The organism is Actinokineospora sp. NPDC051303 (assembly GCF_055586285.1).
This window is the reverse complement of the sequence record NZ_JBVJIN010000008.1, coordinates 44787-70905: the sequence shown is the minus strand read 5'-3', so window position 1 is coordinate 70905 and position 26119 is coordinate 44787. Positions and strand designations below refer to the sequence as shown.

Here is a 26119-nt window from a genome sequence, read left to right as displayed (position 1 = left end):
CCATCAGCGAATGGCGCGCACCCGACGGTTCGACCGGCTCGGCGGAGTGCTGCTCGCGCTGCTCGCCGTGAGCGGGCTGCTGACGGGCTGCGACAGCCAGTTCGAAGGCGTGCGGCTGCGCATCGCCGCCGGGGTCGCCTCGGGCGTCTACAACAACCTCTCGCAGTCGCTGGCCACGAAGTGGCAGGAGCAGTTGGCCATCGACCGGCCGGAGGTGCTGGAGACCGGCGGCTCGCCGGACAACGTCAACAAGCTGCTTACCGGGGACGCGGATATCGCGTTCAGCGCGGCCGACGTGGCCGCGCAGCCGACGAACGGAGAGCGCCAGCCCCGCGCGCTCGCCCGTATCTACGACGACTACCTGCACGTCGTCGTGCGCCGCGACGGCCCGATCCGGAACCTGGCCGATCTGCGCGGGATGCGGGTGGGCATCGGGTCGCCGGAGTCTGGGGTCGCGTTCATCGCCAAGCGCGTGCTCGCCATCAGCGGGCTGTCGGAGCCGGGCACGCTGACCTTGGAGCACCTGGGGCTCACCGCGTCGATCGAGGCGTTCAAGCTGGCGAAGATCGACGCGTTCTTCTGGTCCGGCGGCCTCCCGACCCGGGGGATCACCGATCTGGCCGACGTGCTGCCGATCCGGCTGCTCGACCTGGCCGACGACCTGCCGCCGCTGCGCAGCCGCTACCCGGTCTACAACTCCGCGTCCATTCCCGCGTCCACCTACCGCCTTCCCGGCGGCCCGGTGAACACGCTGGCTGTGCCGAACTTCCTGCTCGTCACCGACAAGATGTCCGACGACTTGGCTTACGCGCTTGTCCAGGGCCTCTTCGACGCGCGCCCCGAGTTGGCCAAGACCAACCCGGCAGCGCTATCGATCGACGTCCATTCCGCGATCGAGACGGACCCTGTGCTCTTGCATCCAGGAGCGGCCCGCTACTACCAGGACCACAAGATCTAAGAAGCCGCAGGCAGTTCTACCGTGACGCGTAGGCCGCCGCCCTCGGGCAGGTCCAGCCGCAGGTCGCCGCCCGCGCGTGCCACGATTCGGCTCACGATGGCCAGGCCCAGGCCGGAGCCGGGGACGTTCTGGTGGGTGGGGCTGCGCCAGAACCGGTCGGTGGCCCGTTCCAGCTCGTCCGCGCGCAGCCCCGGCCCGTGATCGCGGACCGAGAGCCGCACCCGCTTGTCCTCGGCCGAGACCGAGACCTCGACGGCGCTGCCCCGGCCGGTGAACTTGAGGGCGTTGTCCAGCAGCGCGTCGAGGATGCCGTCCAGGCCACGCGCGGGCACGAGCGCCTTTGTCTCACCCGCGCCGCCGATGGTGCTCAGCGCTATCTCCCGCGAGTCGGCCACCACGCGCCAGTCGGTGACGCGTTCGGCGACCACGTCGTCCACGTCGATGGGGACCAGGTCGCCGCCCGTGTTCTCCGCGCGGGCCATGGACAGCAGCTCGTCCAGGATGCGGTTGAGCCGGTCAGCCTCTGCCGCGGCGGCGACCCGGTGGACCTCGGCCTCGCTGTCGACGTGGCCTTCCAGGTTGACCAGGCGGAGCTTGAGCGCGGTCAGCGGGTTGCGCAGCTGGTGGGACGCGTCGGCGACGAAGGCGCGCTGCGCGGCGAGGGTGTCGCCGACGCTGGCGGCCATCCGGTCGAACGAGCGGCTGAGCTTGCGCAGTTCCGGCGGCCCGCGTTCCTCGCCGACCGGTTCGGCGTCGCGGCCGCTGACGACGGCGGTGACGAGCGCGCCGGTCGCCTCGTCCAGCCTGCGCACCGGGCGCAGAATCCACTGGATCACCGGCACGGCCAGCATCAGCGCCAGCGCGAACGCCAGCACCCCGCCCGCGCCGATGAGCAGCCACCACCACAGGATCCGGGTGCGGCTGCGGTCGGTGGGCGAGACGGTCACCACCGCGCCCCGCACCTCGCCGTCGACCAGCACCGGACCCGCGAGCACCAGCGGGCGGTCGTTCCAGGGCAGCAGCAGCGGCCCCGGCTCGGGGCGGCGCCCGGCGAGGGCGGCCTGCACCCGGTCGCTGACGTCCTCGCGGTTCAGGTCGATCGCCGCTGGCTCGCCCGCGCGGCTCGACCCCACCGCAGGGACCCGCTCTTGGTCAACGATCAGCACGTCCACGCCATAGAGGCTCGTGTAGGCCCGCAACTCCTCGCGCAGCGACTCGGGCAGCCCGTCGATCAGCGGGCGCTGCGCCAGGGAGGCGAACCGGGTCATGTCGGTGAGCCGGTCGAGGAACAGCCGCTGCTGCTCGGTGCCCGCGACCGACAGCGCCAGCGGGACGCCGAGGCCGAACACGAGCAGCGCGACGAGGAACCAGACCATCCCCAACAGCCGTGCCCGCATGCCGCCCTCCCCCGGTGCCGCCCCTCAGCCGAGTCTGCCTGGTTGCCCCGACAAGCGGTAGCCGACCCCGCGCACGGTCTCGATGAGCGCGGGCCTGCCGAGTTTGGTGCGCAGCGTGGCCACGTGAACGTCGAGCGACCGGTTCTCCGCCGCGCCGGCGCGTCCCCAGACCTCGGCGAGGATCTGCTCCCGCGCGCACACCGACCCCCGCGCGCCGACGATCAACGCGAACACCTGGAACTCCTTGCGCGACAGCGCGACCGGCGCACCGTCCACAGTGACCTCGTACCGGTCGAAGTCGACCCGCACGCCGCCCAACTCGGCCACCCCGGTCGGCCCGCCGCGGTCCGCGCGGCGGCGGCGCACCGCGTGCACGCGCGCCACCAGCTCGTCCACGTCGTACGGCTTCACCAGGTAGTCGTCCGCGCCCGCGCGCAGACCCAGAATCCGGTCGTCCACCTCCCCGCGCGCCGAGACCACGATGACCGCGACGTCGCTGGCGGCCCGGATCTGTCGACACAGGACGATCCCGTCCACGTCGGGCAACCCGAGGTCGAGCAGCACCACGTCGACCTCGGAGACCAGGTCGAGCACGCCCGCGCCACCGGCGAGCCGTTTGACGACCAGACCGCGGCGCACCAGAGCCGGGGTCAGCGCGTCGGCGACCCGGTCGTCGTCTTCCACGAGCAGCACTCGCACGCGTGTCCCTCCGCTTCACCTGCGCCTGTGTGACAGAGTTGAGACCCTAAGTGTTGCTCAAGCGGCATGGACATCGGCGTGAGCCGGAGTAGGTTTCCGCCATCGCGTGCCAGCCGAATCGCCGCCAACCTGTGACGCAAGCGCTCGTGGAGGACCCGATGACCGCCTCTGACACCGCTCCGCCGATGATCCGGATGGAGGCGGTGGACAAGTACTTCGGCCAGTTGCACGTCCTCAAGGATGTCAACCTTGAGGTCCCGAAGGGGCAGGTCGTCGTCGTTCTCGGCCCGTCGGGGTCGGGCAAGTCCACGCTGTGCCGGGCGATCAACCGCCTGGAGCCGATCGACTCCGGCGTCATCGAGATCGACGGGAAGCCGCTGCCCGCCGAGGGCAAGGAGCTGGCCCGGCTGCGCGCCGAGGTCGGCATGGTTTTCCAGTCGTTCAACCTGTTCGCGCACAAGACGATCGCGGAAAACGTGCTGCTGGCCCCGGTGAAGGTGCGCAAGCAGCCGGTGGCGGAGGCGCGCAAGACCGCGATGGAACTGCTGGAGCGCGTCGGCATCGCCAACCAGGCGGACAAGTACCCGGCGCAGCTCTCCGGCGGCCAGCAGCAGCGCGCCGCGATCGCCCGCGCGCTGGCCATGCGGCCCAAGGTGATGCTGTTCGACGAGCCCACCTCGGCGCTGGACCCGGAGATGGTCCAGGAGGTCCTCGACGTCATGACCACCCTCGCCAGCGAGGGCATGACCATGCTGGTCGTCACCCACGAGATGGGCTTCGCCCGCAGGGCCGCGAACCGGGTCGTCTTCATGTCCGACGGCGAGATAGTCGAGGACAGCACCCCGGACGAGTTCTTCACCGCGCCCAAGTCCGGGCGGGCGAAGGACTTCCTTGGCAAGATCCTGACGCACTGAGAAACATCAGATCGGAAACACCAGATCGGCTGAACCGCAGCCGACGACATGAAGGAGCACACATGCGACTCCGGGGCCTCATGGTCGGCGCCGTGACCGCCGCGCTCGCCCTTTCGATGGCCGCGTGCGGTGAGTCGAGCACTGGTGCGGGCAACCCGCCGGTCAACACCCAGGCGAACTTCGAGGCAGGCACGACGATGGCCAAGCTCAAGGACGCGGGCACGGTCAAGATCGGCACCAAGTTCGACCAGCCGCTGTTCGGCCTCAAGGGCCTGGACAACAAGCCGGTCGGGTTCGACGTCGAGATCGCGAAGCTCATCGCGGCGAAGCTGGGCATCCCCGCCGACAAGATCACGTGGGAGGAAGCCCCGTCGAAGTTCCGCGAGGAGTACATCGAACAGGGCAGGGTCGACTTCGTCGTCGCCACCTACACGATCAACGACAAGCGCAAGGAGCGCATCTCCTTCGCGGGCCCGTACTACGAGGCGGGCCAGGACCTGATGGTCAAGAGCGACGACTCGGCCATCACCGGCCCGGAGGCGCTCAAGGCGGCTAACGCCAAGGTCTGCTCGGTCACCGGCTCCACGCCCGCCGAGAAGATCAAGGAGTACGTCGACCCGACCAACCTGGTCCTGTTCGACGTGTACTCCAAGTGCGCCGACGCGCTGCGCACCGGCCAGGTGCAGGCCGTCACCACCGACAACGTGATCCTGCTCGGCCTGATCGACGACTCCAAGGGCGCGTTCAAGCTGGTCGGCAAGCCCTTCACCAAGGAGCCCTACGGCATCGGCGTGAAGAAGGGCGACGTCAAGTTCTGCGAGTTCATCAACCAGACGCTCAAGGACGCGGCCGCCGACGGCAGTTACGAGAAGGCGTGGAAGGACACCGCGGGCAAGGTCGCGAAGGACACCCCGGCCCTTCCCACAGCGGCCGCTTGCAGCTGATCGAGTGATCCAAGCCTGGGGCGCTTGCCGAGTCGGCAGGCGCCCCACGCTCTAACCGGGCTCGGAGACCACGTGGACGTCATCTTCGACAACTTCTCGCTGTACCGCGACGGATTCCTGCAAACCCTGCGGATCTGCGCGCTCGCCGCGGTCGGGTCGCTCATCCTGGGCACCGTCATCGCGGGCTTCCGGGTGTCGCCGGTCCCGCCGCTGCGCTGGATCGGCACCTCCTGGGTGAACGTGTTCCGCAACTGCCCGCTGACGGTGGTGCTGTTCTTCTGCGCCTTCGGGTTGCCCGAGATCGGGATCAACGGGTCGTATCTCTGGTTCGGAATCACGGGCTTGGTGCTCTACACCTCGGCGTTCGTGTGTGAGGCTGTTCGCAGTGGCATCAACTCGGTGCCCCCGGGTCAGGCGGAGGCCGCCCGCGCGGTCGGGCTGACCTTCGGCCAGTCGCTGTCCACCGTGGTGCTCCCCCAAGCGCTGCGCACCGTCGTCCCACCGCTCGGCAGCGTGATCATCGCCATGATCAAGAACTCGGCCATCGCGGGCGCCTTCGGCGTCGGCGGCGACCTGTTCGCGGTCGGCGACACGCTCAGCTCGGCGCGGGGCGAGGCGGCGCTGCCGGTGCTGATCGGCGTGATGCTCGGCTACCTGGTGATCACGATTCCGGGCGGGCTGCTGCTCGGCTGGCTGGAGCGGAAGGTGGCGATCGCGCGATGAGCGAGCCTGGGAGCGAATCACTGTCTCAGTGTGTGGGCAAGCGGAGCCACCGATCTTGTGAGGTGGCTCGATGAGCGAGCTTGCGAGCGAATCACTGTCTCAGTGCGTGGGCAAGCGGAGCCACCGATCTTGTGAGGTGGCTCGATGACCACGTCCGTCCTCTACGACGCTCCCGGGCCGCGCAGCAAGCGCCGGGTGCTGATCAGCAGCCTGTTCGCCGGAGTCCTCGTCCTCGCCGTGCTCGTCCTGGTGGGTCTGCGGCTGGACCGGCAAGACCAGTTCGCGGAAGACAAGTGGTCGCCGCTGATCAATCCCGCCGACGAGCAGTTCCAGCAGGTGTGGACGCTGCTCGGCAACGCGCTGGCCAACACCCTGGTCGCGGCGGGGCTGGCGGTGGCGTTCTCGTTGGTCATCGGCACGCTGCTGGCCGTCATCCGGATCACCGCGGGCAAGTCCTACCGGTGGCTGATAGTCGGGTTCATCGAGCTGTTCCGCGGCATCCCCGTGGTCATCATGATCTTCTTCGCGGCCCGGGTGCTCCCTCAGTTGGGCGTGAACCTGCCGGTGCTGTGGTTCCTGGTCATCGGCCTCACCGCGTACAACTCGGTGATCATCGCCGAGATCGTGCGCGCGGGCGTGAACTCGCTGCCCAGGGGCCAGCGCGAGGCGGCCGAGTCGCTGGGCATGCGGCGCTCGCAGGTGCTGGCGCTGGTGCTGCTGCCCCAGGCGTTCCGAGCGATGCTGCCCGCGCTGATCAGCCAGTTGGTCGTGGTCCTCAAGGACACCTCGCTGGGCTTCGTCATCAGCTACGAGGAAACCGTGCGGACCGCCGCGATCATCATCCAGAACCTGGACAACCCGATCCAGGTCTACCTGATCATCGCCCTCATCTTCATCCTGATCAACTACGCGCTCAGCAGGCTCGCGATCTACGTCGAGCGCAGGCTCAGCCAGGGCAAGAAGGTCGCGGTGGTCGACGGCGAGGCCGCGACCCTGCCCGCCAACGACGTCACCACCGCCGGAACCGGCGGCGGCTGACTCCGTTTTCCCCGAAGATGACGGTGGCCGGTCCTCGCGAGGACCGGCCACCGTCATCTTCGGGGTCAAGCTTTCGAGCGCTTGAACAGCTTCGAGCCCAACCACACGATCGGGTCATATTTGCGGTCGGCGACGCGTTCCTTCATCGGGATGAGCGCGTTGTCGGTGATCTTGATGTGCTCCGGGCACACCTCCGTGCAGCACTTGGTGATGTTGCAGTAGCCCAAGCCGTGCTCGTCCTGGGCGGCGGGCACCCGGTCGGCCACGTCCAGCGGGTGCATCTCCAACTCCGCGACCCGCATCAGGTAGCGCGGGCCCGCGAAGGCTTCCTTGTTGTCCTCGTGGTCGCGCACCACATGGCAGGTGTTCTGGCACAGGAAGCACTCGATGCACTTGCGGAACTCCTGCGAGCGCTCCACGTCGACCTGCTGCATCCGGTACTCGCCGGGGGCGAGTCCGGGCGGCGGCGTGAACGACGGGATCTCCCGCGCCTTGGTGTAGTTGAAAGACACGTCGGTCACCAGATCGCGGATTACCGGGAAGGTCCGCATCGGGGTGACCGTGACTACCTCGTCCTCGGTAAACGTCGACATCCGAGTCATACACAGCAGCCTCGGCTTGCCGTTGATCTCCGCGGAGCACGAGCCGCACTTGCCCGCCTTGCAGTTCCAGCGGACCGCCAAGTCGGGCGCCTCGGTGGCCTGGAGGCGGTGGATGATGTCAAGGACGACCTCGCCCTCGTTCACCTCGACCAGGAAGTCCTGCAAATCCCCGGCTTCCGCGTCGCCGCGCCAGACCTTGAACTTCGCCTTGTAGGCCACCTCAGGCCGTCCTTCCCGGGTGCGCGGCAAGTTCGCCGTCGGTGTAGTACTTCGCCAACTCGGGCAGCTCGAACAGCTCCAGCAGGTCCGGCCGCATTGGCTCCTGCTCCTTGCGCTCGATCAGCACGTCCGGCACCACCTGCTCGCCGGTGGCCGAACACACCAGCAACGTGTTGCGCCACTGGGAATCCATCTGCGGGTAGTCGTCGCGGGTGTGGCCGCCGCGGCTCTCGGTCCTGGTCAGCGCCGCCTTGGCGACGCATTCACTGACCAGCACCATGTTGCGCAGGTCGATCGCCAGGTGCCAGCCCGGATTGAACTGGCGATGGCCTTCGACGGCGACATTGGGGATGCGCGCCTTGATCCGCGCGAGGGTCTCCAGCGCCCGCTCCACCTCGTCGGCCTTGCGGATGATGCCGACCAGGTCGTTCATGGTCTGCTGCAACTCGTTCTGCAGCGTGTACGGGTTTTCCTCCACGCCGCCGACAGCGGGGTCGAACGGCGCCAGCGCCATCGCCGCCGCGGCGTCCACAGCGGACTGGTCGACCGTCGGCCTGCTCGACAGGGACTCCACATAGGACGCCGCGCCCAGCCCGGCCCGCCTGCCGAAGACCAGCAGATCGGACAGGGAGTTGCCGCCGAGCCGGTTCGACCCGTGCATCCCGCCCGAGCATTCGCCCGCGGCGAACAACCCGGGCACGACCGACGAGGCGGTGTCCGGGTCGACCTCGACGCCGCCCATGACGTAGTGGCAGGTCGGGCCGACCTCCATCGGCTCGGCCGTGATGTCGACGTCGGCCAGTTCCTTGAACTGGTGGTACATCGACGGCAGCCGCCTGCGGATCTCCTCGGCGGGCAGCCTGCTCGCGATGTCGAGGAACACCCCGCCGTGCGGCGACCCCCGACCCGCCTTCACCTCGGAGTTGATCGCCCGCGCCACCTCGTCGCGGGGCAGCAGGTCGGGCGTGCGGCGATTGTTCTCCTGGTCGGCGTACCAGCGGTCGGCTTCCTGCTCGCCGTCGGCGTACTGGCCCTTGAACACCTCGGGGATGTACTCGAACATGAACCGTTTGCCGTCGGAGTTCTTCAGCACCCCGCCGTCGCCCCGCACGCCCTCGGTGACCAGGATTCCCTTCACGCTGGGCGGCCAGACCATGCCGGTCGGGTGGAACTGGACGAACTCCATGTTGATCAGCGTCGCGCCCGCGCGCAGCGCCAGCGCGTGCCCGTCGCCGGTGTACTCCCACGAGTTCGAGGTCACCTTGAACGACTTGCCGATGCCCCCGGTCGCCAGGACGACGGCCGGGGTCTCGAACAGCACGAACCGGCCCGACTCGCGCCAGTACCCGAACGCGCCCGCGATCCGGTCGCCGTCCTTGATCAGCTCGGTGACCGCGCACTCGGCGAAGACCTTGATCCGCGCCTCGTAGTCGCCGGTCTCGGCGAAGTCCTCCTGCTGCAACGAGACGATCTTCTGCTGCATGGTGCGGATCAGTTCCAGCCCGGTGCGGTCGCCGACGTGCGCGAGGCGCGGGTAGGTGTGGCCGCCGAAGTTGCGCTGGCTGATCCGGCCGTCGGCGGTGCGGTCGAACAGCGCGCCGTAGGTCTCCAGCTCCCAGACCCGGTCCGGGGCCTCCTTGGCGTGCAACTCGGCCATGCGCCAGTTGTTGAGGAACTTCCCGCCGCGCATGGTGTCGCGGAAGTGGACCTGCCAGTTGTCATTGGCGTTGGCGTTGCCCATCGACGCGGCGCACCCGCCCTCGGCCATCACGGTGTGCGCCTTGCCGAACAGCGACTTGCACACCACCGCTACCCGCAGCCCGCGCTGGCGCGCCTCGATCACCGCGCGCAGCCCCGCGCCGCCCGCTCCGATGACCACCACGTCGTAGGAGTGGCGCTCGACCTCGGTCATTTCTTCCTCTCGCTCTCAGGGCTGGCGGTCTAGAAGAACCGCAGGTCGGAAATGGCGTCGCTGGCGACGAGCATCACGTAGAGGTCGGTGAGCACCAGGGTGCCCAGCGTCGTCCAGGCGAGCTGCATGTGGCGGACGTTCAGCTTGGAGATCAGCGTCCAGGCGCGGTAGCGCACCGGGTGCTGGGAGAAGTGCTTGAGCCGCCCGCCCGCGATGTGCCTGCACGAGTGGCAGGACAGCGTGTAGGCCCAGAGCAGGATCACATTGCCGAGCAGGATGAGGTTGCCCAGGCCGAGCCCGTGGGTGAAGGCCACGACCGCGTCGTAGGTGTTGACCACCGAGACGACCAGCGCGACGTAGAAGAAGTAGCGGTGCGCGTTCTGCACGATCAGCGGCAGCCGGGTCTCTCCCGAGTAGCTGCCGTGCGGCTCGGCCACCGCGCACGCGGGCGGCGACTGCCAGACCGAGCGGTAGTAGGCCTTGCGGTAGTAGTAGCAGGTCAGGCGGAAGCCGAGCAGGAACGGCAGGGCGACGAAGCCCAGCGGGATCCAGCCCGGCAGCTCCGGCAGCGGAGTGCCGAAGTGGCTGGATCCCGGCAGGCACGAGTCACTCAGACACGGTGAGTAGAACGGCGTCAGGTAGCCGTACTCGGCGACCCAGTACCACTTCCCCATGAACGACCGGATGGTCGCGTAGACCACGAAGGCCAGTAACCCGAGGTTGGTGAGCAGGGGCGGGAGCCACCACCGGTCGGTCCGCAGGGTGCGCGCGGCGATCTTGGCCCGGTCGGGGGCGCTGACACCTGAGGTCATCGTGTCCTCGTCGTTGAGAAGTGGGTGAGCCTGCTAACGCTGGTAGCCGCCGACTCCCTCGTCGTCGGCCCCCTGCCAGAGCGCCGGGTCGTACGGGGTGTCCGGAATGACCACGACCTCGGACTCCCTCGGCCCGCGCGGCACCGGCGCGGCCGAGGCTGCGGAGAAGTCCCCCGCGTCGATGTCGATCCGTTCGATGTCGTTGTCGAGCCTGCGCACCGCCGGAATGTCGCCATACCGCGCGCGCAGCGCGCCGACGCAGTGCCGCAACTGGCCGATGGTCCGCCGCAGCTCGCTGATCTCCGTACCCGACATCTCGCACCTCCGTTACACCGGTCCGTTCGCCGCGCCGTGTCCGTACGCCTTCGTGAAGGACCGGACGCCGCTCGTCGCCGACTGTGCCCTGCAACGGCAGATGTGACAAGTACCACAAGTGGTACGTCACTGGGTGATCGACCCACTACAGATCAGCACCAAGGCGTGTGATCTCACCCACACAAGATCCGCGTCCATGCACATCGGATCTGGTTAAAACCCTTGCGCCGCAACAATTACAGCGGTGTTCGATCTACTGTGACACTCACCACTGCGACCGGTCGCGGAGCGCGCTATGCCGGGTGACGCGACGACCAAAAATGAGGGGCACTTCAGTCCGGGGCGGACGGCCAGGAACGGGCGCCACCGCCCTCCGGTACCGATCAAGTGAGGCCCGGGCGCGGTCAAGCGGATGCCCTGGGCGGTCGCCTGCCGCCCGCGCCGCCCCAGCGCGGAAGCACTCCGCTGGGCGCCTCGCCGTTCCGCCGCGCCAACACGACTCTCGGCAGCGAACTGGACCGCCCCTCACCTGCCCCCGGTTCGGCCGCGCGCGGACCGAGCCGGGGACCCGGCGGGCTTCTGCGCCCCGGCCCTCCAGCAGACCATCGACGCGGCGCTGACCGGGGCCATGGCGCTGCCTCCGTTCAACGCCGCGCGATGTGTGGGCGCGCCGGGCAGACCCGCAACGAGGCTCGGAGCGTCCTCGAACCACTCCCCGAGCGCAGGCGGAACCGCCGCCCGCCAGCCGCGACCGTCACGGACGGGCACCCGGTCCTCAAGCCTCTTCCGGGCGTAGGTGGGCCACACTGCCCAGCCCGGGGTCCGTGCTCGGCCCCCTGCTTCCGCACCCGGCTTCCAGAGCCCTGCGCAGGTTTCAGCCCCCTCGCCCTCCCACGAGGCACGGCCGGCCGCTCGTGCCGACCGCCCCGGCAGCACCGCCCGCTCCCGTGTGCGGGCTGGTCAGTCGGGGAGGGCGTCCAGGGTGGCGGTATCAGCCCCCGCCGCGGCCAGTTCGGTGCGGACGACGCGGAAGGCCAAACCTTCCGAGTAGCCGCGGCGGGCGAGCATGGCGACCAAGCGGCGGATCTTCACCTGGTCGTCCACCCCGCGCAGGCCGCCGAGCTTGGCCCGGACCAACTCGGCGGCGCGGTCGGCCTCGGCGTCGGCGTCGACCGCCGCGACGGCCTCGGCCACGACGGCGTCGTCCACGCCCTTGCGGCGTAACTCCATGGCGATGGCGCGGCGGCCGAGGCCGCGGTGGGTGTGCCGGGACCGGACCCAGGTCTCGGCGAACGCCTCGTCATCGACCAGCCCCGCCTTGTCGAACTTCGCGAGGACCGACTGGGCGACGTCGTCGGGGATCTCCTTGCGGCGCAAAGCCTGCTCCAGCTCCAACCGGGTCCGGTCGCGGGCGGCGAGCAGCCGGTAGCAGATGTCGCGGGCCTTGGCCGCCGGGTCGTCGGGGTCGACGGCGCGGGCCGCGGGCGATCCCCCGGGGGACGAGTCGGCATCGTCGCCCGACCCCCGGGTTCTGCGTGCGTACCTGCGGTCGGACATTAGAACTCGACGGGAGCCGGAGCGGTCTCGTCGGCGTCGAGCTTGGCTCCGATGCCGAGCTTGTCCTTGATCCGCTTCTCGATCTCGTTGGCGACGTCCGGGTTCTCCAGCAGGAACTTGCGGGCGTTCTCCTTGCCCTGGCCCAACTGGTCGCCCTCGTAGGTGTACCAGGCCCCGGACTTGCGCAGGATGCCCTGCTCGACGCCCATGTCGATCAGCGAGCCCTCGCGGCTGATGCCCTTGCCGTAGAGGATGTCGAACTCGGCCTGCTTGAACGGCGGCGCGACCTTGTTCTTCACGACCTTGACCCGGGTGCGGTTGCCGACCGGCTCGCCGCCGTCCTTGAGGGTCTCGATGCGGCGGACGTCGAGGCGGACCGAGGCGTAGAACTTCAGCGCCTTGCCGCCGGTCGTCGTCTCCGGGCTGCCGAACATCACGCCGATCTTCTCGCGGAGCTGGTTGATGAAGATCGCGGTGGTGCCCGAGTTGCTCATCGCGCCGGTCATCTTGCGCAGCGCCTGGCTCATCAGCCGGGCCTGGAGGCCGACGTGGCTGTCGCCCATCTCGCCCTCGATCTCCGCGCGCGGCACGAGCGCCGCCACCGAGTCGATGACCAGGATGTCCAGCGCGCCGGAGCGGACCAGCATGTCCGCGATCTCCAGCGCCTGCTCGCCGGTGTCCGGCTGGGAGACCAGCAGGGCGTCGGTGTCGACCCCGAGGTTCTTGGCGTAGTCGGGGTCGAGCGCGTGCTCCGCGTCGATGAACGCGGCGATCCCGCCCGCGCGCTGCGCGTTGGCCACGGCGTGCAGGGCGACGGTCGTCTTACCGGAGGACTCCGGGCCGTAGATCTCGATCACTCGCCCGCGCGGCAGGCCGCCGATGCCGAGCGCGACATCGAGGGCGATCGCACCGGTGGGGATGACGGCGATGGGGGCTCGGCCCTCGTCGCCGAGCCGCATCACCGAGCCTTTGCCGAAGTTCTTGTCGATCTGGGCCAGGGCGAGTTCGAGCGCCTTGTCCCGGTCGGGTGCTGGTGCCATCTTCGATCCACCTCGGTTGACTTTAGTCTGCTTCGTGCTCACGGGGCCGACGCTACGGGCAAGGGCCGACGATTCTCAGTAGGCGCCGCCGGTCTGTGGATGAACGGAGCCATTGGGGATGAACAATAGCGAACATCTGTTCGATCTGGGATACTGGCCCGCTGGCGTGTCGGGGCGGCGGTCAGCGGCGCTCGGCCGGGATCTCGAACGCCTCGCAGACGGCCTGCCAGATCTCTTTCGTGGGCAGGCCCGCCTCAAGCGCTTGGTCGACAGTGCGGCCGCCCAGAGCGGCGAAGACGTGGTCACGGGCGATGGTGTCGGCGCGGGAGGCGCCGAACTCCTCGGCGAGCAGGGCTCGGAAAGCGGTGATGCGCATCGACGCCGAGTCTACGGACAGGCAGAATCACGGTGTGCTGCTGCTCGCGATCGACCCGCCCACCCCCGCGGAAGACCTCTGGCTGACGATCGGCGCGATCGGGGCCTGCGTCGCCGCGATCGTCGTCGGCCTGCGAGCGCTGCGGAACCGGAAGCGCTGACTCAGGCCCCCCGGTTGGCTCAGGTCCCCGGCTGGACGTTCGCGGCGAAGAAGTCCGCCAGCGCGTCGGGGCTGACCCCGTCGCGGGTCCGCGAGAGCCAGCCGACCAGCGGCCGGTCCTTGACCGTGAAGACCAGCACGCCGCTGTCGCCGTTAACGCCCGCCCGGTAAGAGCCGTCGAGCCCGTTGCCCCGCCAGTCGGCGAGGACGTGGTCGCCTTCGGTCATCGCGCCCAGCTCGGCTTCGAGGATCTCCCGGGCCTCGTCCTGCGAGCCGACCTGGGCGTAGTCGACGCGGTAGGACTCCGGCAGCGAGCAGGTGACGTCGGCCGGGCCGTCGCCGGGCGCGCACTGGCCGTCCGCGACGTCGCCAGCGAGCTGGCGCAGGCACGCGGTGAAACCCTGGCCGTCCTTGGCTCCCTCGGTCCGGCAGTCGGCGGCCGTCGGCAGATCGTCGCCCGGTTTGATCAGGAAGAACCCGCCGACCGCCGCCAGGGCCACGACCACGATCGCGGCGACCACGAGCGGCGCCTTCGACCGTGCGGGCTTGGCCGCCTGCTCCGGGCGCGGCGGCGTCGGGAAGTTGGTCTGCGGCGCCGGTTGCTGCTGCCTGGGCTGCTGATACGGCGAAAAGCCCGGCGGCGGGGTGGGGAAACCACCGGTGGGCGGAGCCTGGCTCGGGAAACCGCCGGTAGGCGGAGCCTGGTTGGGGACGCCGCCGCTGGCCTGAGCCTGGTTGGGGGCCGAGGCGACGGTGGCCGTGCGCAGGCTGATGCCCTCTTGGGTCACCTGGTGCGCGCCGAGGGCGACGGCGGTCTCGGGCTGGTCCAGGCTGATCGGCACGACCCGCAACTGCTCCGCGATCAACGTCGCCACCAGCGGAATCCGGCTCGAACCACCGACCAGGTAGATGCCCACCAGCCGGTCCGGGGTCGTGCCGGTCGCCCGGATGGTGCTCGCGAGCAGTTCGACGCTGCGCAGCATGCTCGGCCGGATCAGCGCCTCCAACTCGGCGCGGGTGACCAGGACGTCGTCAAACGGCTCCGGCATCGGCACCTCGGTCTGCGGGTGCCGCGACAGCGCTTCCTTGGCGGCCTTCACGTCCTCCTGCAACGCGCGGCGCGCCCGCCGGTCGCCGGTGGACTCCGGGCGCAGCAGCCGCTGCCAGCCCGCCGGGTCGCGGTGCGAGACCGAGCGGCCGACGTGCTCAAGCAGGGCCTGGTCGACGTCCATGCCGCCGAGGTCGTGCAGGCCGTCCTCGGCGAGCACGGCGAACCCGGCCTGGGTGGCCGCGACGATCGCGACGTCGAAGGTGCCCGCGCCCAGGTCGTAGACGGCGAGCGCCTGGCCGGGCCCGAGCGGGTGGCCGAGCGAGGCGAAGTGCGCGGCGGCGGCGACCGGCTCGGGCACGAGCACCAGGTTCGAGCTCATGCCCGCTAGCCGAGCCGCGGACAGCAGGACATTCCGGCGAACAGGACCCCACTGGGCGGGGTGGGTAAGACGGATCTCGTCAGGCATAGAGCCGCTGAGTTGGCGGGAGGTCTCTTCGACCACCCGGCGCAAAACCGCGGCAAACGCTTCAGTGACCGGGACGACCGCGTCGCCGAGCAGCAGCGTGCCGTCGTCGACCCGCCGCTTCGGATTCGGCTCGAACCGCGACGGGTCCAGCCGTGCCCGCCGCTCGGCGTCCCGGCCGACGACGAGCTTGCCGTCCTCGCCCGCGAACACCGCCGAGGGCATCGTGGCGGACCCGTCGACCTCGATGACCCGGGGCGGGCGCCCGTGGGCGGACAGGACCGCGACGGTGTTGGACGTGCCGAGATCGACCGACAGGACGCGCATCGCCTTATCTTCCTATCCGCTGATGGCGGTCACGCGCGGGGCCGCGCGCCGACGACGGGGGTGGTGAGCGCGGTCCTCAGGACGTCGCCTTCGGCTTCACGTAGTCCTCGAAGTAGCTCTTGGCTTCGTCCGTGCCCGCGTTGGAGCCGCCGAACTTGACCATGAAGCCGATGAGCGGGCTGTCGTCCACGCTGAAGGCGAGCAGGCCGACACCGCCGATGTCCAGCAGTCGGTACTCGCCACTGAGGCTTCCCCCGGTCCAGGTGGCCTTTTCCTGCTCCTTCACGGTGGAGGTCAGCGCGTCCATGAACTGCGGAACCTGGTCGGCCGCGCCCACCTGGTAGTAGATGACGGTCCAGTCGTCCTTGCTCGTGCAGGTGGACGCCTGGATGCCAGGCAGGGACGGGGTGTCGAAGCCACCGACGCTCGCGCCCTTCTTGCACTCGCCCTCCTGGGCCACCACGCCCGCGATGTCGCGCATGCACTGCGTCATGCCCTGCTGGTCGGGAGTCTGCCCGTCGCAGTCGGCCACGGCGGCGGAGTCGCCGGAGGTGGCGATGATGACGCTGACGATGCCGATCACCAGCACGGCGACCACGGCGGTGGCGATGTACCAGGCCTTGTTCGAGGTGGACCGGGGCTGGGCGGCGGGACCCTGGTTCGGGAACTGCGGCAGCCGCTGCGCGGGCGTGGGGCCCGACGGCGGACCGGCCTGCGCGGGGGTCGGCCGGGACGGCGGGCCCGGCGCCTGCCGCTGGGGGCCGCCCGCGGGGTACTGCTGCTGCGCGGGGATCGCGCCGGACGGCGGACCGGGGGGACCCTGCTGGGCCGGGATCGCCCCGGACTGCGGGCCCTGCGGGGCGAAGCCGCCGGTGCGGGGCGGCACCATGGCGCGGGTGCGCTGGACGGCGTCGATGGTGCTGCTCATGTCGCCCGTGCGCATGGTGATGCCCTCTTGCGGCACGTGGTGCGCGCCCAGGGCGACCGCGGTCTCGGGCTGGTCCAGGCTCGTCGGCACGACCCGCAGCTGCTCGGCGATCAGCGTCGCCACCAGCGGGATCCGGCTGGAGCCGCCGACCAGGTAGATGCCCACCAGCCGGTCCGGGGTCATGCCGGTGGAGCGGATCGTGGCGGCCAGCAGCTCGACGCTGCGCAGCATGCCGGGGCGGATCAGCGCCTCCAGCTCGACCCGGGTGACCAGGACGTCGTCAAACGGCTCCGGCAGGGGGACCTCGGTCTGCGGGTGCCGGGAGAGGGCTTCCTTGGACGCCTTGACGTCCTCGCGGAGCGCGCGCTGGGCGCGGCGGTCGCCGGTGGACTCCGGGCGCAGCAGCCGCTGCCAGCCCGCCGGGTCGCGGTGCGAGATCTGGCGGCCGACGTGTTCGAGCAGCGCCTGGTCGACGTCGAGGCCGCCGAGGTCGGGCAGGCCCGCCTCGGCCAGGACCACGAAGCCCTTCTGGGTGGCCCCGACGATCGCGACGTCGAAGGTGCCCGCGCCCAGGTCGTAGACGGCGAGCGCCTGGCCGGAGGCCAGGGTCTGCCCGGGGAAGGACGCGAAGTGCGCGGCGGCGGCGACCGGCTCGGGCACGAGCACCAGGTTGGAGCCCATGCCCGCCTGCCGGGCGGCCGAGAGCAGCACGTTGCGGCGAACCGGCCCCCACTGGGCGGGGTGGGTGAGGCGCACCTCGTCCGGCTTCTTGTTGCCGAGCTGGCGCGAGGTCTCGTCGGCGACGCGGCGCAGCACGCCCGCGAGGGCGTCGGTGACCGGGACAACGGTGTCGCCGAGCAGCAGGGTGCCCTCGTCGACGCGGCGCTTGGGATTGGGCTCGAACCGGGCGGGGTCCAGGCGGGCGCGCCGCTCGGCGTCGCGGCCGACGACCAGGTTGCCGTCCTCCCCCGCGAACACCGCCGACGGCATCATCGACGATCCGTCGACGTCCACCACCCGAGGCGGGCGGCCGTGCGCGGACAGCACGGCGACCGTGTTGGACGTGCCGAGATCGACCGACAGGACGTTCACTGCTCTCCCCTCATCCCCGACCCGGAACGCGCTTGACCCCCAGGTTGCTGTGCCAGATGTTCCCATGCGCGGCACGCGCGGTGGGCCCGGTCTCCCAGATCCGCGCATGGCCGAGGTCACCACGCCGCGCCGGTTTCCCGGGCGCGGCGATCGTCGCAGATCAGGGCAGTCTGATGAATCCCTCCTGGACAAGCCAGTCCCGCGCGACCTCGACCGGGTCGGCGCCGTAAACGTCCACTTGGGCGCTCAGCCGCTGCATGGTGCCGTTGTCCAGGCGCTCGGCGAGCGGCGCGAGCACGTCGCGCACACCGGGGTGCGCGGCGAGGAAATCGGTGCGCACTACCGGAGCCGCGTTGTACTGCGGGAAAAACTTGCGGTCGTCCGCCAGCACGGTCAGGTCCAGCGCGAGCGTGCGACCGTCCGTGGACGTGATCTCACCGAAGGTGCACGCCCCGTTCGCCAGCGCCTGGTAAATCGCGCCCGCGCCGAAGATTTTCATGTTGGCGGGCGCGGCGCGGAACCCGTACGCCTGCTGCACTCCGGGAAAGCCGTCGTCGCGGCTGACGAACTCGGTCTCCACACAGAACACTCCCAGCGCCGGGTCCCGGGTGACCGCTTCGGCGAGCTGCGAGATCGTGGTGATGCCCAGTCGCTCGGCGACTTCGCGGCGCATCCCGAACGCGTAGGTGTTGTTCAACGCGGCGAAGTCCAGCCACTCCAGGCCGTTGGCGCGGTCGAGGTCGCGGACCGCCTCGAATTGCAGGCGCTCGTCGGGGATCGGCTTGGTCTGGCCGAGATAGCTGACCCAGGCCGTGCCGGTGTACTCCCACTGCACGTCGATGTCGCCGGTCAGCAGCGCCTGGCGGGCGCTGTTGGAGCCCTGGATGTTGGTCAGGTCGACCACGTCCGCTCCCGCGGCGGCGAGAGCGAACTCGGTGATGTGCCCCAGGACGATCTGCTCGGTGAAGTCCTTCGACCCCACCACGATCCGCACGTCGGTCAGGTCGGGCCGGGCCGCGATCGATCCGGGCAGGACGTCCAGCGGCAGCGCGATGCTGCTGTCCAGCCCGCATCCCGCGAGCAGACCGCACACGGCGGCCAGGGCGGCGAGCCGGGTCCGCACCCCTTTCATCGCAGTCCCTTCGGTCCGAGACGGCGTTCGGCGAGCGCGCCGAGCCAGTCGACCAGCAGGGCCAAGCCCACCGCGAGGACCGCGCCGGTGATCAGGACGGTGGACCGGTTGAGCTTGTAGCCGGTGTCGATCAGCAGGCCGAGCCCGCCGCCGTTGACGAACGCGGCCAGCGTGGCCGTGCCGACCGCGAGCACCAGCGATGTCCGCAGGCCCGCGAGGATGAGCGGCACGGCGAGCGGCAACTCGATCCGCCGCAGCACCGCTCCCGCCGACATCCCGATGCCCCGGCCCGCCTCGACAAGGGCCGGATCGACACCGCGGATGCCGACGACAGTGTTGCGCAGCACGGGAAGCAGCGAGTACAGCGCGATCGGCAGCACCGCCGCCCACAGCCCTTCCCATTCCGTCCACAGGAAGAACAACACCAGAACGCCCACGGAGGGCGCGGCTTGCCCGATCGTGGCCACGCCGAGCACGATCGGCGCCGCCCACCGCGCCCACCGCCGGGTGACCGCGATACCCAGCGGCACAGCCACCACGACTACCAGCGCAGTCACCACGACCGAGATCACCAGGTGGTCCCAGGTGTCGCGGACGATCTTCGCGGGTGCCAGGTTGACCTTCTCGATGGAGTCGAGATCGCGCGTGGCCGCCCACAGCAGCACGCCGCCGACGAGCAGCAGCACGGCGACCGGCTGCCCGACCAGGCGCAGCCGCTCCGCCCGGCCCGCCCCGGCCCGCACCGCGGCGGTCACGACTCGACCTCCGCGTGCTCGTCCCGCAGCCGCGCGATCACCGTGGTCACCGTCTCCAGGCCGATCGTGCCCAGGTATTCGCCGCGCGAACCGGTGACCGCCGCGTTGCCGCCCTCGGTCAGGATCGCCTCCAGCGCGTCCTGCAAGGTGCTCTTCAGGGACACCGAGTCGCCTACCGGCTTTCCGACAGCGGTAAGAGAAGCGGCGGTGGCGAGATCGCGCGCGTGCACCCACCGCGACGGCCGGTTGCGCCGGTCGAGCACCAGCGCCCACTGGGCGCCCCGAGCCGTCATCCGCCCGCGCAGCTCGGCGACCGAATCCTCCGCGGTCGCGGTCACCGCGCTGTCCCGGTCGAACTCGACATCGCGCACCCGCAACAGGGTGAGCTGCTTGAGCGAGGCGCCCGCGCCGACGAATCCCGCCACCGTGTCGTCGGCGGGATTGGCCAGGATCGCCTCGGGTGTGTCGTACTGCAACACCCGCGAACGCGGCCCGAGCACGGCGATCCGGTCGCCGAGTTTGACCGCCTCGTCGAAGTCGTGGGTGACGAACACGATCGTCTTGCCCAGTTCGGACTGGAGGTTGAGCAACTCGTCCTGCAGGTTGCCCCGGGTGATCGGGTCAACCGCGCCGAAGGGCTCGTCCATCAGCAGCACCGGCGGATCGGCGGCGAGCGCGCGCGCCACCCCGACCCGCTGCTGCTGCCCGCCGGAAAGACTGCGCGGAAAGCGGGTCGCGAAGTCGGCGTCGAGTCCGACGAGGTCCAGCATCTCCCGCACGCGGTCGGCGACGCGGCTCTTGTCCCAACCGAGCAGGCCGGGCACGACGCCGATGTTCTGCGCGACGGTCAGGTGCGGGAACAAACCGGCCTGCTGGATCGCGTACCCGATGCGCCTGCGCAGCTTGTCCGGGTCCATCGAGAGCACGTCCTCGCCGCCCATGGTGATGGTCCCGGAAGACGGCTCGATCAACCGGTTGATCATCTTCATGGTCGTCGTCTTGCCGCAGCCGGACGGTCCGACCAAGACCGTGATTTGCCCCGCGGGCAGGGTCATGCTGACCTCGTCCACCGCCGGGGCGTCCTGGCCGGGATAGCGCTTGGTGACGTGGTCGAGCCGGATCTCGACTCCGATGTGCTCAGTCACGAATCCCCCTTGAGACGGTGAGTCGGGCGACGAGGACGTAGAGGCCGTCCACGACGAGCGCGAGCACCACGATGCCGATCGTCCCCGCGAGCGCCTGGTTGGTCGCGTTGGCGCTGCCCGCGCGCGCCAGTCCGGAGAAGATCTCCGTGCCGAGGCCCGGCCCCTTCGCGTACGCCGCGATGGCCGCGATGCCCATCAGCATCTGCGTGCTGACCCGGATGCCCGCCAGGATCGCGGGCCAGGCCAGCCGAAGCTCCACTCTGGTCAGCACCCGCAGCCGGTTCATCCCGATTCCCCGTGCCGCGTCGGTGATCGCGGGGTCGACCCCGGCGAGGCCGACGATCGTGTTGCGCACGATCGGAAGCAGCGCGTAGAGCACCAGCGCCACGACGGTCGGCGGCACGCCCAGCCCGAGCACCGGAATCAGCAGGCCCAGCAGGGCGAACGACGGGACGGTCAGGATCGCGCTGGTCAGCGCCGTCGCCAGCGCGGACCCGGCTGGGCTCCGATAGACCGCGACCCCCAGCGCCACGCCCGCCACCGCGGCGATGAGCGTGCACTGGATCACCGCGCTGGCGTGCAGGGCCGCTTCGGGCAGCAGCCGATCCCAGCGCTGCGCGATGAACTCCCACAGACTCATCCGGCCGCCTCCCCTCTCTCATCGACCGCGACCTTTCGTAGTCAAACGGACACGGAGGCCACTCGTCCACCCACCTCGCTCGCGCCTGTGGATAACTTTTGCCCTGTGGATAACTTCCGGCGAATGTCGGCGGGGTGGGCCACCATGGCCGTATGTCCACCGACGTGCTCGACCTGTTCACCCCGGCAACCAGGCAGTGGTTCGCCGGGGCGTTCGCCGAGCCCACCAGCGCCCAGGCAGGCGCGTGGCGGGCCGCGGCGGCGGGCGAGCACGCCCTCGTAGTCGCGCCCACCGGTTCGGGCAAGACGCTCGCTGCGTTCCTCTGGGCGCTCGACCGGTTGGCCAAGGAGGGCGTGCCCGCCGATCCGAAGCGGCGCTGCCGTGTGCTCTATGTCTCACCGCTCAAGGCGCTCGCGGTGGACGTCCAGCGCAACCTGCGGGCCCCGCTGGCGGGCATCCGGCAAGCCGCCCACCGGCTCGACCTGCCCGAGCCGAGCATCACGGTGGGCATGCGCACCGGCGACACCCCGGCCGACGAGCGGCGCTCGTTCGCCAGGACCCCGCCGGACGTCCTGGTCACCACCCCGGAGTCGTTGTTCCTGCTGCTGACTTCGGCAGCCCGCGAGTCGCTGCGCGGTGTCGAGACGGTGATCGTGGACGAGGTACACGCGGTGGCGGCCGTGAAGCGCGGGTCGCACCTGGCGCTGTCGCTGGAGCGGTTGGACGCGGTGCTGGAGCGGCCCGCGCAGCGCATCGGGCTCTCGGCGACCGTGCGGCCGGTGGAAGAAGTGAGCGCGTTCCTCGGCGGCGGTCGGCCGGTGACCCTGGTGCAGCCGAAGATCGGCAAGACGGTGGAGGTGCGCGTCGAGGTCCCGGTCGAGGACATGGCGAGCCTGACCGAGGCCCCGGCCGAGCCGATCGACCCGGATTCGCCGGAGGCGCCCATGCGTCCGTCGATCTGGCCGATGGTGGAGCGGCGCGTGCTGGACCTGGTGCGCGAGCACCGGTCCACGATCGTGTTCGCCAACTCACGGCGGCTGGCCGAGCGGATGACCTCGCGGCTCAACGAGCTGGCGAGCGAGGAAGCCCAAGTCCTCGCGCGCTTTCCCGCCGAGGCGATCGGGCAGTCCGGGCTGGCCGCCGGGGCCGAGCCGGTGGTGGCGCGGGCGCACCACGGGTCCATGTCGCGCGAGCAGCGGACGCTGGTCGAGGAAGACCTGAAATCCGGTCGGCTGCCGTGTGTGGTGGCCACGTCCTCGTTGGAACTGGGCATCGACATGGGCGCGGTCGACTTGGTGGTGCAGATCGAGGCGCCGCCGACGGTGGCCTCCGGGCTGCAACGCGTCGGCCGGGCCGGGCACCAGGTCGGCGCGGTCTCACGCGGGGTGATGTTCCCGAAGTTCCGCGGCGACCTCGTCTCCTGCGCGGTGGTCGCCGAGCGGATGGCCCAGGGCGCGATCGAGGCGGTGCGGTATCCGCGCAACCCGCTGGACGTGCTGGCCCAGCACATCGTGGCGATGGTGGCGCTGGAACCGTGGACGGTCGAGGAGTTGGCGGCGGTGGTGCGGCGGGCGGCCCCGTACGCGTCGCTGCCGGACTCCGCGCTGCACTCGGTGCTGGACATGCTCGCCGGGCGGTATCCCAGCGAGGAGTTCGGCGAACTGCGGCCGCGGATCACCTGGGATCGAATAAGCGGCGAACTCCGCGGTCGGCCGGGAGCGCAGCGACTGGCGGTCACCTCGGGCGGCACGATTCCCGACCGCGGGCTATTCACCGTGATGACCCCGCCCGACGAACGGGGGTCTGGGTCACGGGTCGGCGAGCTGGACGAGGAAATGGTCTACGAGTCCCGGGTCGGCGACACGTTCCTGCTCGGCACGTCGTCGTGGCGCGTGCAGGACATCACCCACGACCGGGTGATCGTCACGCCCGCGCCGGGTGAGCCTGCCCGGATGCCGTTCTGGAAGGGCGACGCGCCGGGGCGGCCGCTCGAACTCGGCCGGGCACTGGGCAAGTTCCTGCGCGAACTGTCCAGTGTGGACGCGGTGGCCGCGCGCGAACGGACGGCGCGGGCCGGGTTGGACCAGTGGGCGAGCGACAATCTGCTGACCTACCTGGCCGAGCAACGCGAAGCGACCCGGCACGTGCCCGACGACCGCACGATCGTGGTCGAGCGGTTCCGTGACGAGTTGGGCGACTGGCGGCTGGTGGTGCACTCGCCGTTCGGCGCGCAGGTGAACGCGCCCTGGGCGTTGGCGATCGGGGCCCGGCTGCGGGAGCGGCGCGGGGTCGACGCGCAGATCGCGCACTCCGACGACGGGATCGTCGTCCGGCTGCCGGACGCGGTGGACGACGCCGGGCAGGAAGTCGTGGCCGGGGCAGAAGACGTGCTGCTCGACCCGGACGAGGTGGAGCAGATCATCGTCGCCGAAGTGGGCGGGTCGGCGCTGTTCGCGTCCCGCTTCCGCGAGTGCGCCGCGCGGTCGCTGCTGCTGCCCCGGCGCGATCCCCGGCGGCGGACTCCGCTGTGGCAGCAGCGGCAGCGGTCGGCGCAACTGCTGTCGGTGGCGTCGAAGTACGAGCGGTTCCCGGTCGTGCTGGAAGCGATGCGGGAGTGCCTGCAGGACGTCTACGACGTGGCGGGGCTGCGTGAGCTGATGTCGGACGTGCGGGCGCGGCGGGTGCGGATGGTCGAGGTGGAGACGCCCGCCGCGTCACCGTTCGCGCGGAGCCTGCTGTTCGGCTACGTCGGGATGTTCCTTTACGGGGTCGACGTTCCGCTGGCCGAGCGGCGGGCGGCGGCGCTGTCGCTGGACAGCGCGTTGCTCGCCGAACTGCTGGGGTCGGAGGCCATCCGCGAGCTGCTCGACACCGATGTCCTTGACGAGGTCGAGCGGTCGCTGCAACGGCTTGATCCGCGGCGGCACGCCCGGCACGCCGAGGACGCCGCCGACCTGTTGCGCTTCCTGGGCGACCTGTCCGCCGAGGAAGCCGCTGCGCGTGGCGTCCGGCCGGAGTGGCTGGCGGAACTGGAGTCCGCGCGGCGGGCGCTGCGGGTGCGGATCGCGGGCGACGAGCGGTACATCGCGATCGAGGACGCCGGGCGCGTGCGCGACGCGTTGGGCACGGCGCTGCCAGTCGGGGTGCCGGAAGCGTTCACCGAGCCAGTGGCGGACCCGGTGGGCGACCTCTTGGCGCGATATGCCCGCACCCATGGGCCGTTCCCCGCGGTCGATGCGGCGAAGCGGTTCGGGTTGGGGGTGTCGGTGGTGACGGGCGTGCTCGAACGGCTGGCCGGGACCGGGCGGCTGGTGCGCGGCGAGTTGCGGCCAGGCGGCACGCACACCGAGTACTGCGACGCCGAAGTGCTGCGGCGGCTGCGGCGTACCTCGCTGGCTCGGCTGCGGGCCGAGGTCGAGCCGGTCGAGCCCGCCGCGTTGGGGCGTTTTCTCCCGACGTGGCACGGGATCGGGCGGCGGTTGCGCACGGCGCCGACGGCCGACGACGTGCTGTCGGTGGTGGAGCAGTTGGCGGGGGCGCCGCTGCCCGCGAGCGCGCTGGAGTCGTTGGTGCTGCCGTCGCGGTTGCCGGGGTACTCGCCCGCGCTGCTCGATGAGCTGACCGCGGCGGGCGAGGTGACCTGGTGCGGCACCGGCGCGCTGGCGGGCGGCGACGGCTGGGTCGCGCTGGCGCCGTCGGACGTGGCGGATCTGCTGCTGCCGGACGTCGAGGAGGCCGTGCCGGACACACCGCTGCACGGCGCCGTGCTGTCCGCGTTGGACGGTGGGGCGCTGTTCTTCCGGCAGGTCGCCGACCGCGCGGGCGCGGTGCTGCTTGACGGCGGGGCCGAATCGCCCAGCGACCCGGATGTGATCGCGGCGCTGTGGGATCTGGTGTGGGGCGGGCTGGTCACCAACGACACGATCGCGCCGCTGCGGGCCCTGGTGTCCGGGAAGGGAGCCGCGCACAAGCCCCGTCGAACGGCGCCACGCGGTCGCTACGCCCGGCTGCGGACGGCCAGACCCACGATGCCGAGCCGCACCGGGCCGCCGACCGTGGGCGGGCGGTGGTCGCTGGTCGTGCCGCGCGAGGAAGACCTCACCCGGCGGGCGCACGCCCGGGCGGAGGCTTTCCTTGAGCGGCACGGGGTCCTGACCCGGGGCGCGCTGGACACCGAGCGGGTCACGGGCGGGTTCAGCGGGATCTACAAGGTGCTGCGGGCCATGGAGGAGTCCGGGCAGCTTATCCGCGGGTATGTGGTCGAAGGGCTCGGCGCGTCCCAGTTCGCCGCGCGGGGAGCCGTCGACCGGATGCGAGCGCTGTCTCGTTCGGACAGTCCAGACATGTCCACTGTGGACTTACCCGGCGTGGTGCTCGCCGCCGCCGACCCGGCGCAGCCCTACGGCGCGGCGCTGGACTGGCCGGAGCCCGTGGGTGAGGGAAAGCACCGCCCCGGGCGGAAGGCGGGCGCCCTGGCGGTCCTGGTCGACGGTGTGCCCGCGCTGTACGTCGAGCGGGGCGGGCGAACCCTGCTGTCGTTCACCGACGACGACAAGGTGCTGCGCTCGGCCGCCGAGGCGCTGTCGCGAGCCGTGCGCGACGGCAGACTGAGCGGGTTGTCCGTGCAGAAAGCCGACGGCGAGATAGCCCTGACCTCAACCCTCGCCGACGTTCTTCGCGACGCCGGATTCCGCGCCACACCGAAAGGACTACGACTACGAGCCTAATCACTCCATTATGGACAATGTGCCGGTGAGACTGCCACGTCTGGCCGCACCACGTCGTGCGGCAGCGAAAGCGGCCACCGCCGCCGGAAGGGGGACTCAGCCACGAGACGGGAAACCTTCCCCGTTCCCGACAACGCGTCGTGATCACGATTCCCGTGATGCCTTTGCGACAAACGCGGCGGTAACACGGCGAC

At 70.5% G+C, this 26119-nt stretch carries 22 protein-coding genes; 7 read left to right on the top strand and 15 right to left on the bottom strand.

The genetic code is table 11. The features are described from left to right. The first annotated feature begins 10 nt into the window (after positions 1-10). Positions 11-958 carry a TAXI family TRAP transporter solute-binding subunit gene (locus ACZ6SD_RS08620; RefSeq protein ID WP_465316297.1) on the top strand — a complete coding sequence of 316 codons (948 nt, stop codon included), beginning with the start codon at positions 11-13 and terminating at the stop codon, positions 956-958. Here the strand turns inward: ACZ6SD_RS08620 and ACZ6SD_RS08615 are convergent. Further along, the gene (locus ACZ6SD_RS08615) at positions 955-2355 is read right to left on the bottom strand and encodes a sensor histidine kinase (protein WP_465316296.1); all 1401 of its coding nucleotides are present in this window, start codon (positions 2353-2355) and stop codon (positions 955-957) included. The genes ACZ6SD_RS08620 and ACZ6SD_RS08615 overlap by 4 nt on opposite strands. 24 nt (positions 2356-2379) lie before the next feature. Further along, positions 2380-3054, bottom strand: a complete 675-nt coding sequence (locus tag ACZ6SD_RS08610) for a response regulator transcription factor (RefSeq protein ID WP_465316295.1) — start codon at positions 3052-3054, stop codon at positions 2380-2382. Between the two features lie 185 nt (positions 3055-3239). Between ACZ6SD_RS08610 and ACZ6SD_RS08605 the strand changes: the two genes are divergently transcribed. The 4 genes from ACZ6SD_RS08605 to ACZ6SD_RS08590 all read left to right on the top strand — a co-directional run bounded on the left by ACZ6SD_RS08605 (position 3240) and on the right by ACZ6SD_RS08590 (position 6673). Then, the gene (locus ACZ6SD_RS08605) at positions 3240-3968 is read left to right on the top strand and encodes an amino acid ABC transporter ATP-binding protein (protein WP_465316404.1); all 729 of its coding nucleotides are present in this window, start codon (positions 3240-3242) and stop codon (positions 3966-3968) included. A gap of 62 nt (positions 3969-4030) precedes the next feature. After that, positions 4031-4912 carry a glutamate ABC transporter substrate-binding protein gene (locus ACZ6SD_RS08600; protein ID WP_465316294.1) on the top strand — a complete coding sequence of 294 codons (882 nt, stop codon included), beginning with the start codon at positions 4031-4033 and terminating at the stop codon, positions 4910-4912. Positions 4913-4984: 72 nt separating this feature from the next. Next, positions 4985-5635, top strand: coding sequence for an amino acid ABC transporter permease (locus ACZ6SD_RS08595; RefSeq protein ID WP_465316293.1), 651 nt, complete (start codon positions 4985-4987; stop codon positions 5633-5635). Between the two features lie 144 nt (positions 5636-5779). Further along, positions 5780-6673 (top strand): amino acid ABC transporter permease, encoded by an 894-nt coding sequence (locus ACZ6SD_RS08590; RefSeq protein ID WP_465316292.1) that lies wholly within the window; start codon positions 5780-5782, stop codon positions 6671-6673. Between the two features lie 65 nt (positions 6674-6738). On the opposite strand, the gene ACZ6SD_RS08585 is transcribed toward ACZ6SD_RS08590, so the two are convergent. From ACZ6SD_RS08585 to ACZ6SD_RS08555, 7 genes are all read right to left on the bottom strand, one after another. Further along, on the bottom strand, positions 6739-7494 hold the full coding sequence (locus ACZ6SD_RS08585; protein ID WP_465316291.1) for a succinate dehydrogenase/fumarate reductase iron-sulfur subunit: 756 nt from the start codon (positions 7492-7494) through the stop codon (positions 6739-6741). 1 nt (position 7495) lies between these two features. Further along, positions 7496-9406: a fumarate reductase/succinate dehydrogenase flavoprotein subunit gene (locus ACZ6SD_RS08580; protein WP_465316290.1), complete on the bottom strand. Its 1911-nt coding sequence runs from the start codon at positions 9404-9406 to the stop codon at positions 7496-7498. A 29-nt stretch (positions 9407-9435) separates the two neighbouring features. Continuing rightward, entirely contained in the window at positions 9436-10218 is a 783-nt protein-coding gene (locus tag ACZ6SD_RS08575) for a hypothetical protein (protein WP_465316289.1), read from the bottom strand. Between the two features lie 33 nt (positions 10219-10251). Continuing rightward, positions 10252-10533 carry a hypothetical protein gene (locus tag ACZ6SD_RS08570; protein ID WP_465316288.1) on the bottom strand — a complete coding sequence of 94 codons (282 nt, stop codon included), beginning with the start codon at positions 10531-10533 and terminating at the stop codon, positions 10252-10254. A 960-nt stretch (positions 10534-11493) separates the two neighbouring features. Next, the gene (locus tag ACZ6SD_RS08565) at positions 11494-12090 is read right to left on the bottom strand and encodes a regulatory protein RecX (RefSeq protein WP_465316287.1); all 597 of its coding nucleotides are present in this window, start codon (positions 12088-12090) and stop codon (positions 11494-11496) included. Then, positions 12090-13130, bottom strand: a complete 1041-nt coding sequence (gene recA / locus ACZ6SD_RS08560; RefSeq protein WP_465316286.1) for a recombinase RecA — start codon at positions 13128-13130, stop codon at positions 12090-12092. Before recA ends, ACZ6SD_RS08565 begins: the two co-directional genes overlap by 1 nt. Before the next feature lie 181 nt (positions 13131-13311). Continuing rightward, positions 13312-13506 (bottom strand): DUF3046 domain-containing protein, encoded by a 195-nt coding sequence (locus tag ACZ6SD_RS08555; protein WP_465316285.1) that lies wholly within the window; start codon positions 13504-13506, stop codon positions 13312-13314. On the opposite strand from ACZ6SD_RS08555, the gene ACZ6SD_RS08550 reads away from it, so the two are divergent. After that, positions 13499-13666 (top strand): hypothetical protein, encoded by a 168-nt coding sequence (locus ACZ6SD_RS08550; RefSeq protein WP_465316284.1) that lies wholly within the window; start codon positions 13499-13501, stop codon positions 13664-13666. The genes ACZ6SD_RS08555 and ACZ6SD_RS08550 overlap by 8 nt on opposite strands. Positions 13667-13685: 19 nt before the next feature. Here the strand turns inward: ACZ6SD_RS08550 and ACZ6SD_RS08545 are convergent, their stop codons facing one another. The 6 genes from ACZ6SD_RS08545 to ACZ6SD_RS08520 form a co-directional block, all read right to left on the bottom strand. Continuing rightward, positions 13686-15506, bottom strand: coding sequence for an Hsp70 family protein (locus ACZ6SD_RS08545; RefSeq protein ID WP_465316283.1), 1821 nt, complete (start codon positions 15504-15506; stop codon positions 13686-13688). Positions 15507-15582: 76 nt separating this feature from the next. Next, complete coding sequence (locus ACZ6SD_RS08540; protein WP_465316282.1) at positions 15583-17526, bottom strand: Hsp70 family protein; 1944 nt, start codon at positions 17524-17526, stop codon at positions 15583-15585. A gap of 160 nt (positions 17527-17686) precedes the next feature. After that, a complete protein-coding gene (locus ACZ6SD_RS08535) occupies positions 17687-18658 on the bottom strand; it encodes a glycine betaine ABC transporter substrate-binding protein (RefSeq protein ID WP_465316281.1) in 972 nt (323 codons plus the stop codon). Next, positions 18655-19413 carry an ABC transporter permease gene (locus tag ACZ6SD_RS08530; RefSeq protein ID WP_465316280.1) on the bottom strand — a complete coding sequence of 253 codons (759 nt, stop codon included), beginning with the start codon at positions 19411-19413 and terminating at the stop codon, positions 18655-18657. The genes ACZ6SD_RS08535 and ACZ6SD_RS08530 overlap by 4 nt, the downstream gene beginning before the upstream one ends. Next, positions 19410-20558 carry an ABC transporter ATP-binding protein gene (locus ACZ6SD_RS08525; protein ID WP_465316279.1) on the bottom strand — a complete coding sequence of 383 codons (1149 nt, stop codon included), beginning with the start codon at positions 20556-20558 and terminating at the stop codon, positions 19410-19412. Before ACZ6SD_RS08525 ends, ACZ6SD_RS08530 begins: the two co-directional genes overlap by 4 nt. Beyond that, positions 20551-21198: an ABC transporter permease gene (locus tag ACZ6SD_RS08520; protein WP_465316278.1), complete on the bottom strand. Its 648-nt coding sequence runs from the start codon at positions 21196-21198 to the stop codon at positions 20551-20553. The genes ACZ6SD_RS08525 and ACZ6SD_RS08520 overlap by 8 nt, the downstream gene beginning before the upstream one ends. A 152-nt stretch (positions 21199-21350) precedes the next feature. Here ACZ6SD_RS08520 and ACZ6SD_RS08515 point away from each other — a divergent pair, with 152 nt between their 5' ends. Then, positions 21351-25925: an ATP-dependent helicase gene (locus tag ACZ6SD_RS08515; RefSeq protein WP_465316277.1), complete on the top strand. Its 4575-nt coding sequence runs from the start codon at positions 21351-21353 to the stop codon at positions 25923-25925. The last annotated feature ends 194 nt before the right edge of the window (positions 25926-26119 follow it).

Excerpts from the sequence above, each read along its gene's own strand:
- ACZ6SD_RS08605 (WP_465316404.1), top strand. The coding sequence starts at position 3,240 with ATGATCCGGATGGAGGCGGTGGACAAGTACTTCGGCCAGTTGCACGTC.
- ACZ6SD_RS08570 (WP_465316288.1), bottom strand. The coding sequence starts at position 10,533 with ATGTCGGGTACGGAGATCAGCGAGCTGCGGCGGACCATCGGCCAGTTG.
- ACZ6SD_RS08550 (WP_465316284.1), top strand. The coding sequence starts at position 13,499 with ATGCGCATCGACGCCGAGTCTACGGACAGGCAGAATCACGGTGTGCTG.
- ACZ6SD_RS08555 (WP_465316285.1), bottom strand. The coding sequence starts at position 13,506 with ATGCGCATCACCGCTTTCCGAGCCCTGCTCGCCGAGGAGTTCGGCGCC.
- ACZ6SD_RS08580 (WP_465316290.1), bottom strand. The coding sequence starts at position 9,406 with ATGACCGAGGTCGAGCGCCACTCCTACGACGTGGTGGTCATCGGAGCG.
- ACZ6SD_RS08620 (WP_465316297.1), top strand. The coding sequence starts at position 11 with ATGGCGCGCACCCGACGGTTCGACCGGCTCGGCGGAGTGCTGCTCGCG.
- ACZ6SD_RS08515 (WP_465316277.1), top strand. The coding sequence starts at position 21,351 with ATGTCCACCGACGTGCTCGACCTGTTCACCCCGGCAACCAGGCAGTGG.
- ACZ6SD_RS08565 (WP_465316287.1), bottom strand. The coding sequence starts at position 12,090 with ATGTCCGACCGCAGGTACGCACGCAGAACCCGGGGGTCGGGCGACGAT.
- ACZ6SD_RS08575 (WP_465316289.1), bottom strand. The coding sequence starts at position 10,218 with ATGACCTCAGGTGTCAGCGCCCCCGACCGGGCCAAGATCGCCGCGCGC.
- ACZ6SD_RS08590 (WP_465316292.1), top strand. The coding sequence starts at position 5,780 with ATGACCACGTCCGTCCTCTACGACGCTCCCGGGCCGCGCAGCAAGCGC.
- ACZ6SD_RS08535 (WP_465316281.1), bottom strand. The coding sequence starts at position 18,658 with ATGAAAGGGGTGCGGACCCGGCTCGCCGCCCTGGCCGCCGTGTGCGGT.
- ACZ6SD_RS08600 (WP_465316294.1), top strand. The coding sequence starts at position 4,031 with ATGCGACTCCGGGGCCTCATGGTCGGCGCCGTGACCGCCGCGCTCGCC.
- recA (WP_465316286.1), bottom strand. The coding sequence starts at position 13,130 with ATGGCACCAGCACCCGACCGGGACAAGGCGCTCGAACTCGCCCTGGCC.
- ACZ6SD_RS08615 (WP_465316296.1), bottom strand. The coding sequence starts at position 2,355 with ATGCGGGCACGGCTGTTGGGGATGGTCTGGTTCCTCGTCGCGCTGCTC.
- ACZ6SD_RS08545 (WP_465316283.1), bottom strand. The coding sequence starts at position 15,506 with ATGCGCGTCCTGTCGGTCGATCTCGGCACGTCCAACACCGTCGCGGTC.
- ACZ6SD_RS08520 (WP_465316278.1), bottom strand. The coding sequence starts at position 21,198 with ATGAGTCTGTGGGAGTTCATCGCGCAGCGCTGGGATCGGCTGCTGCCC.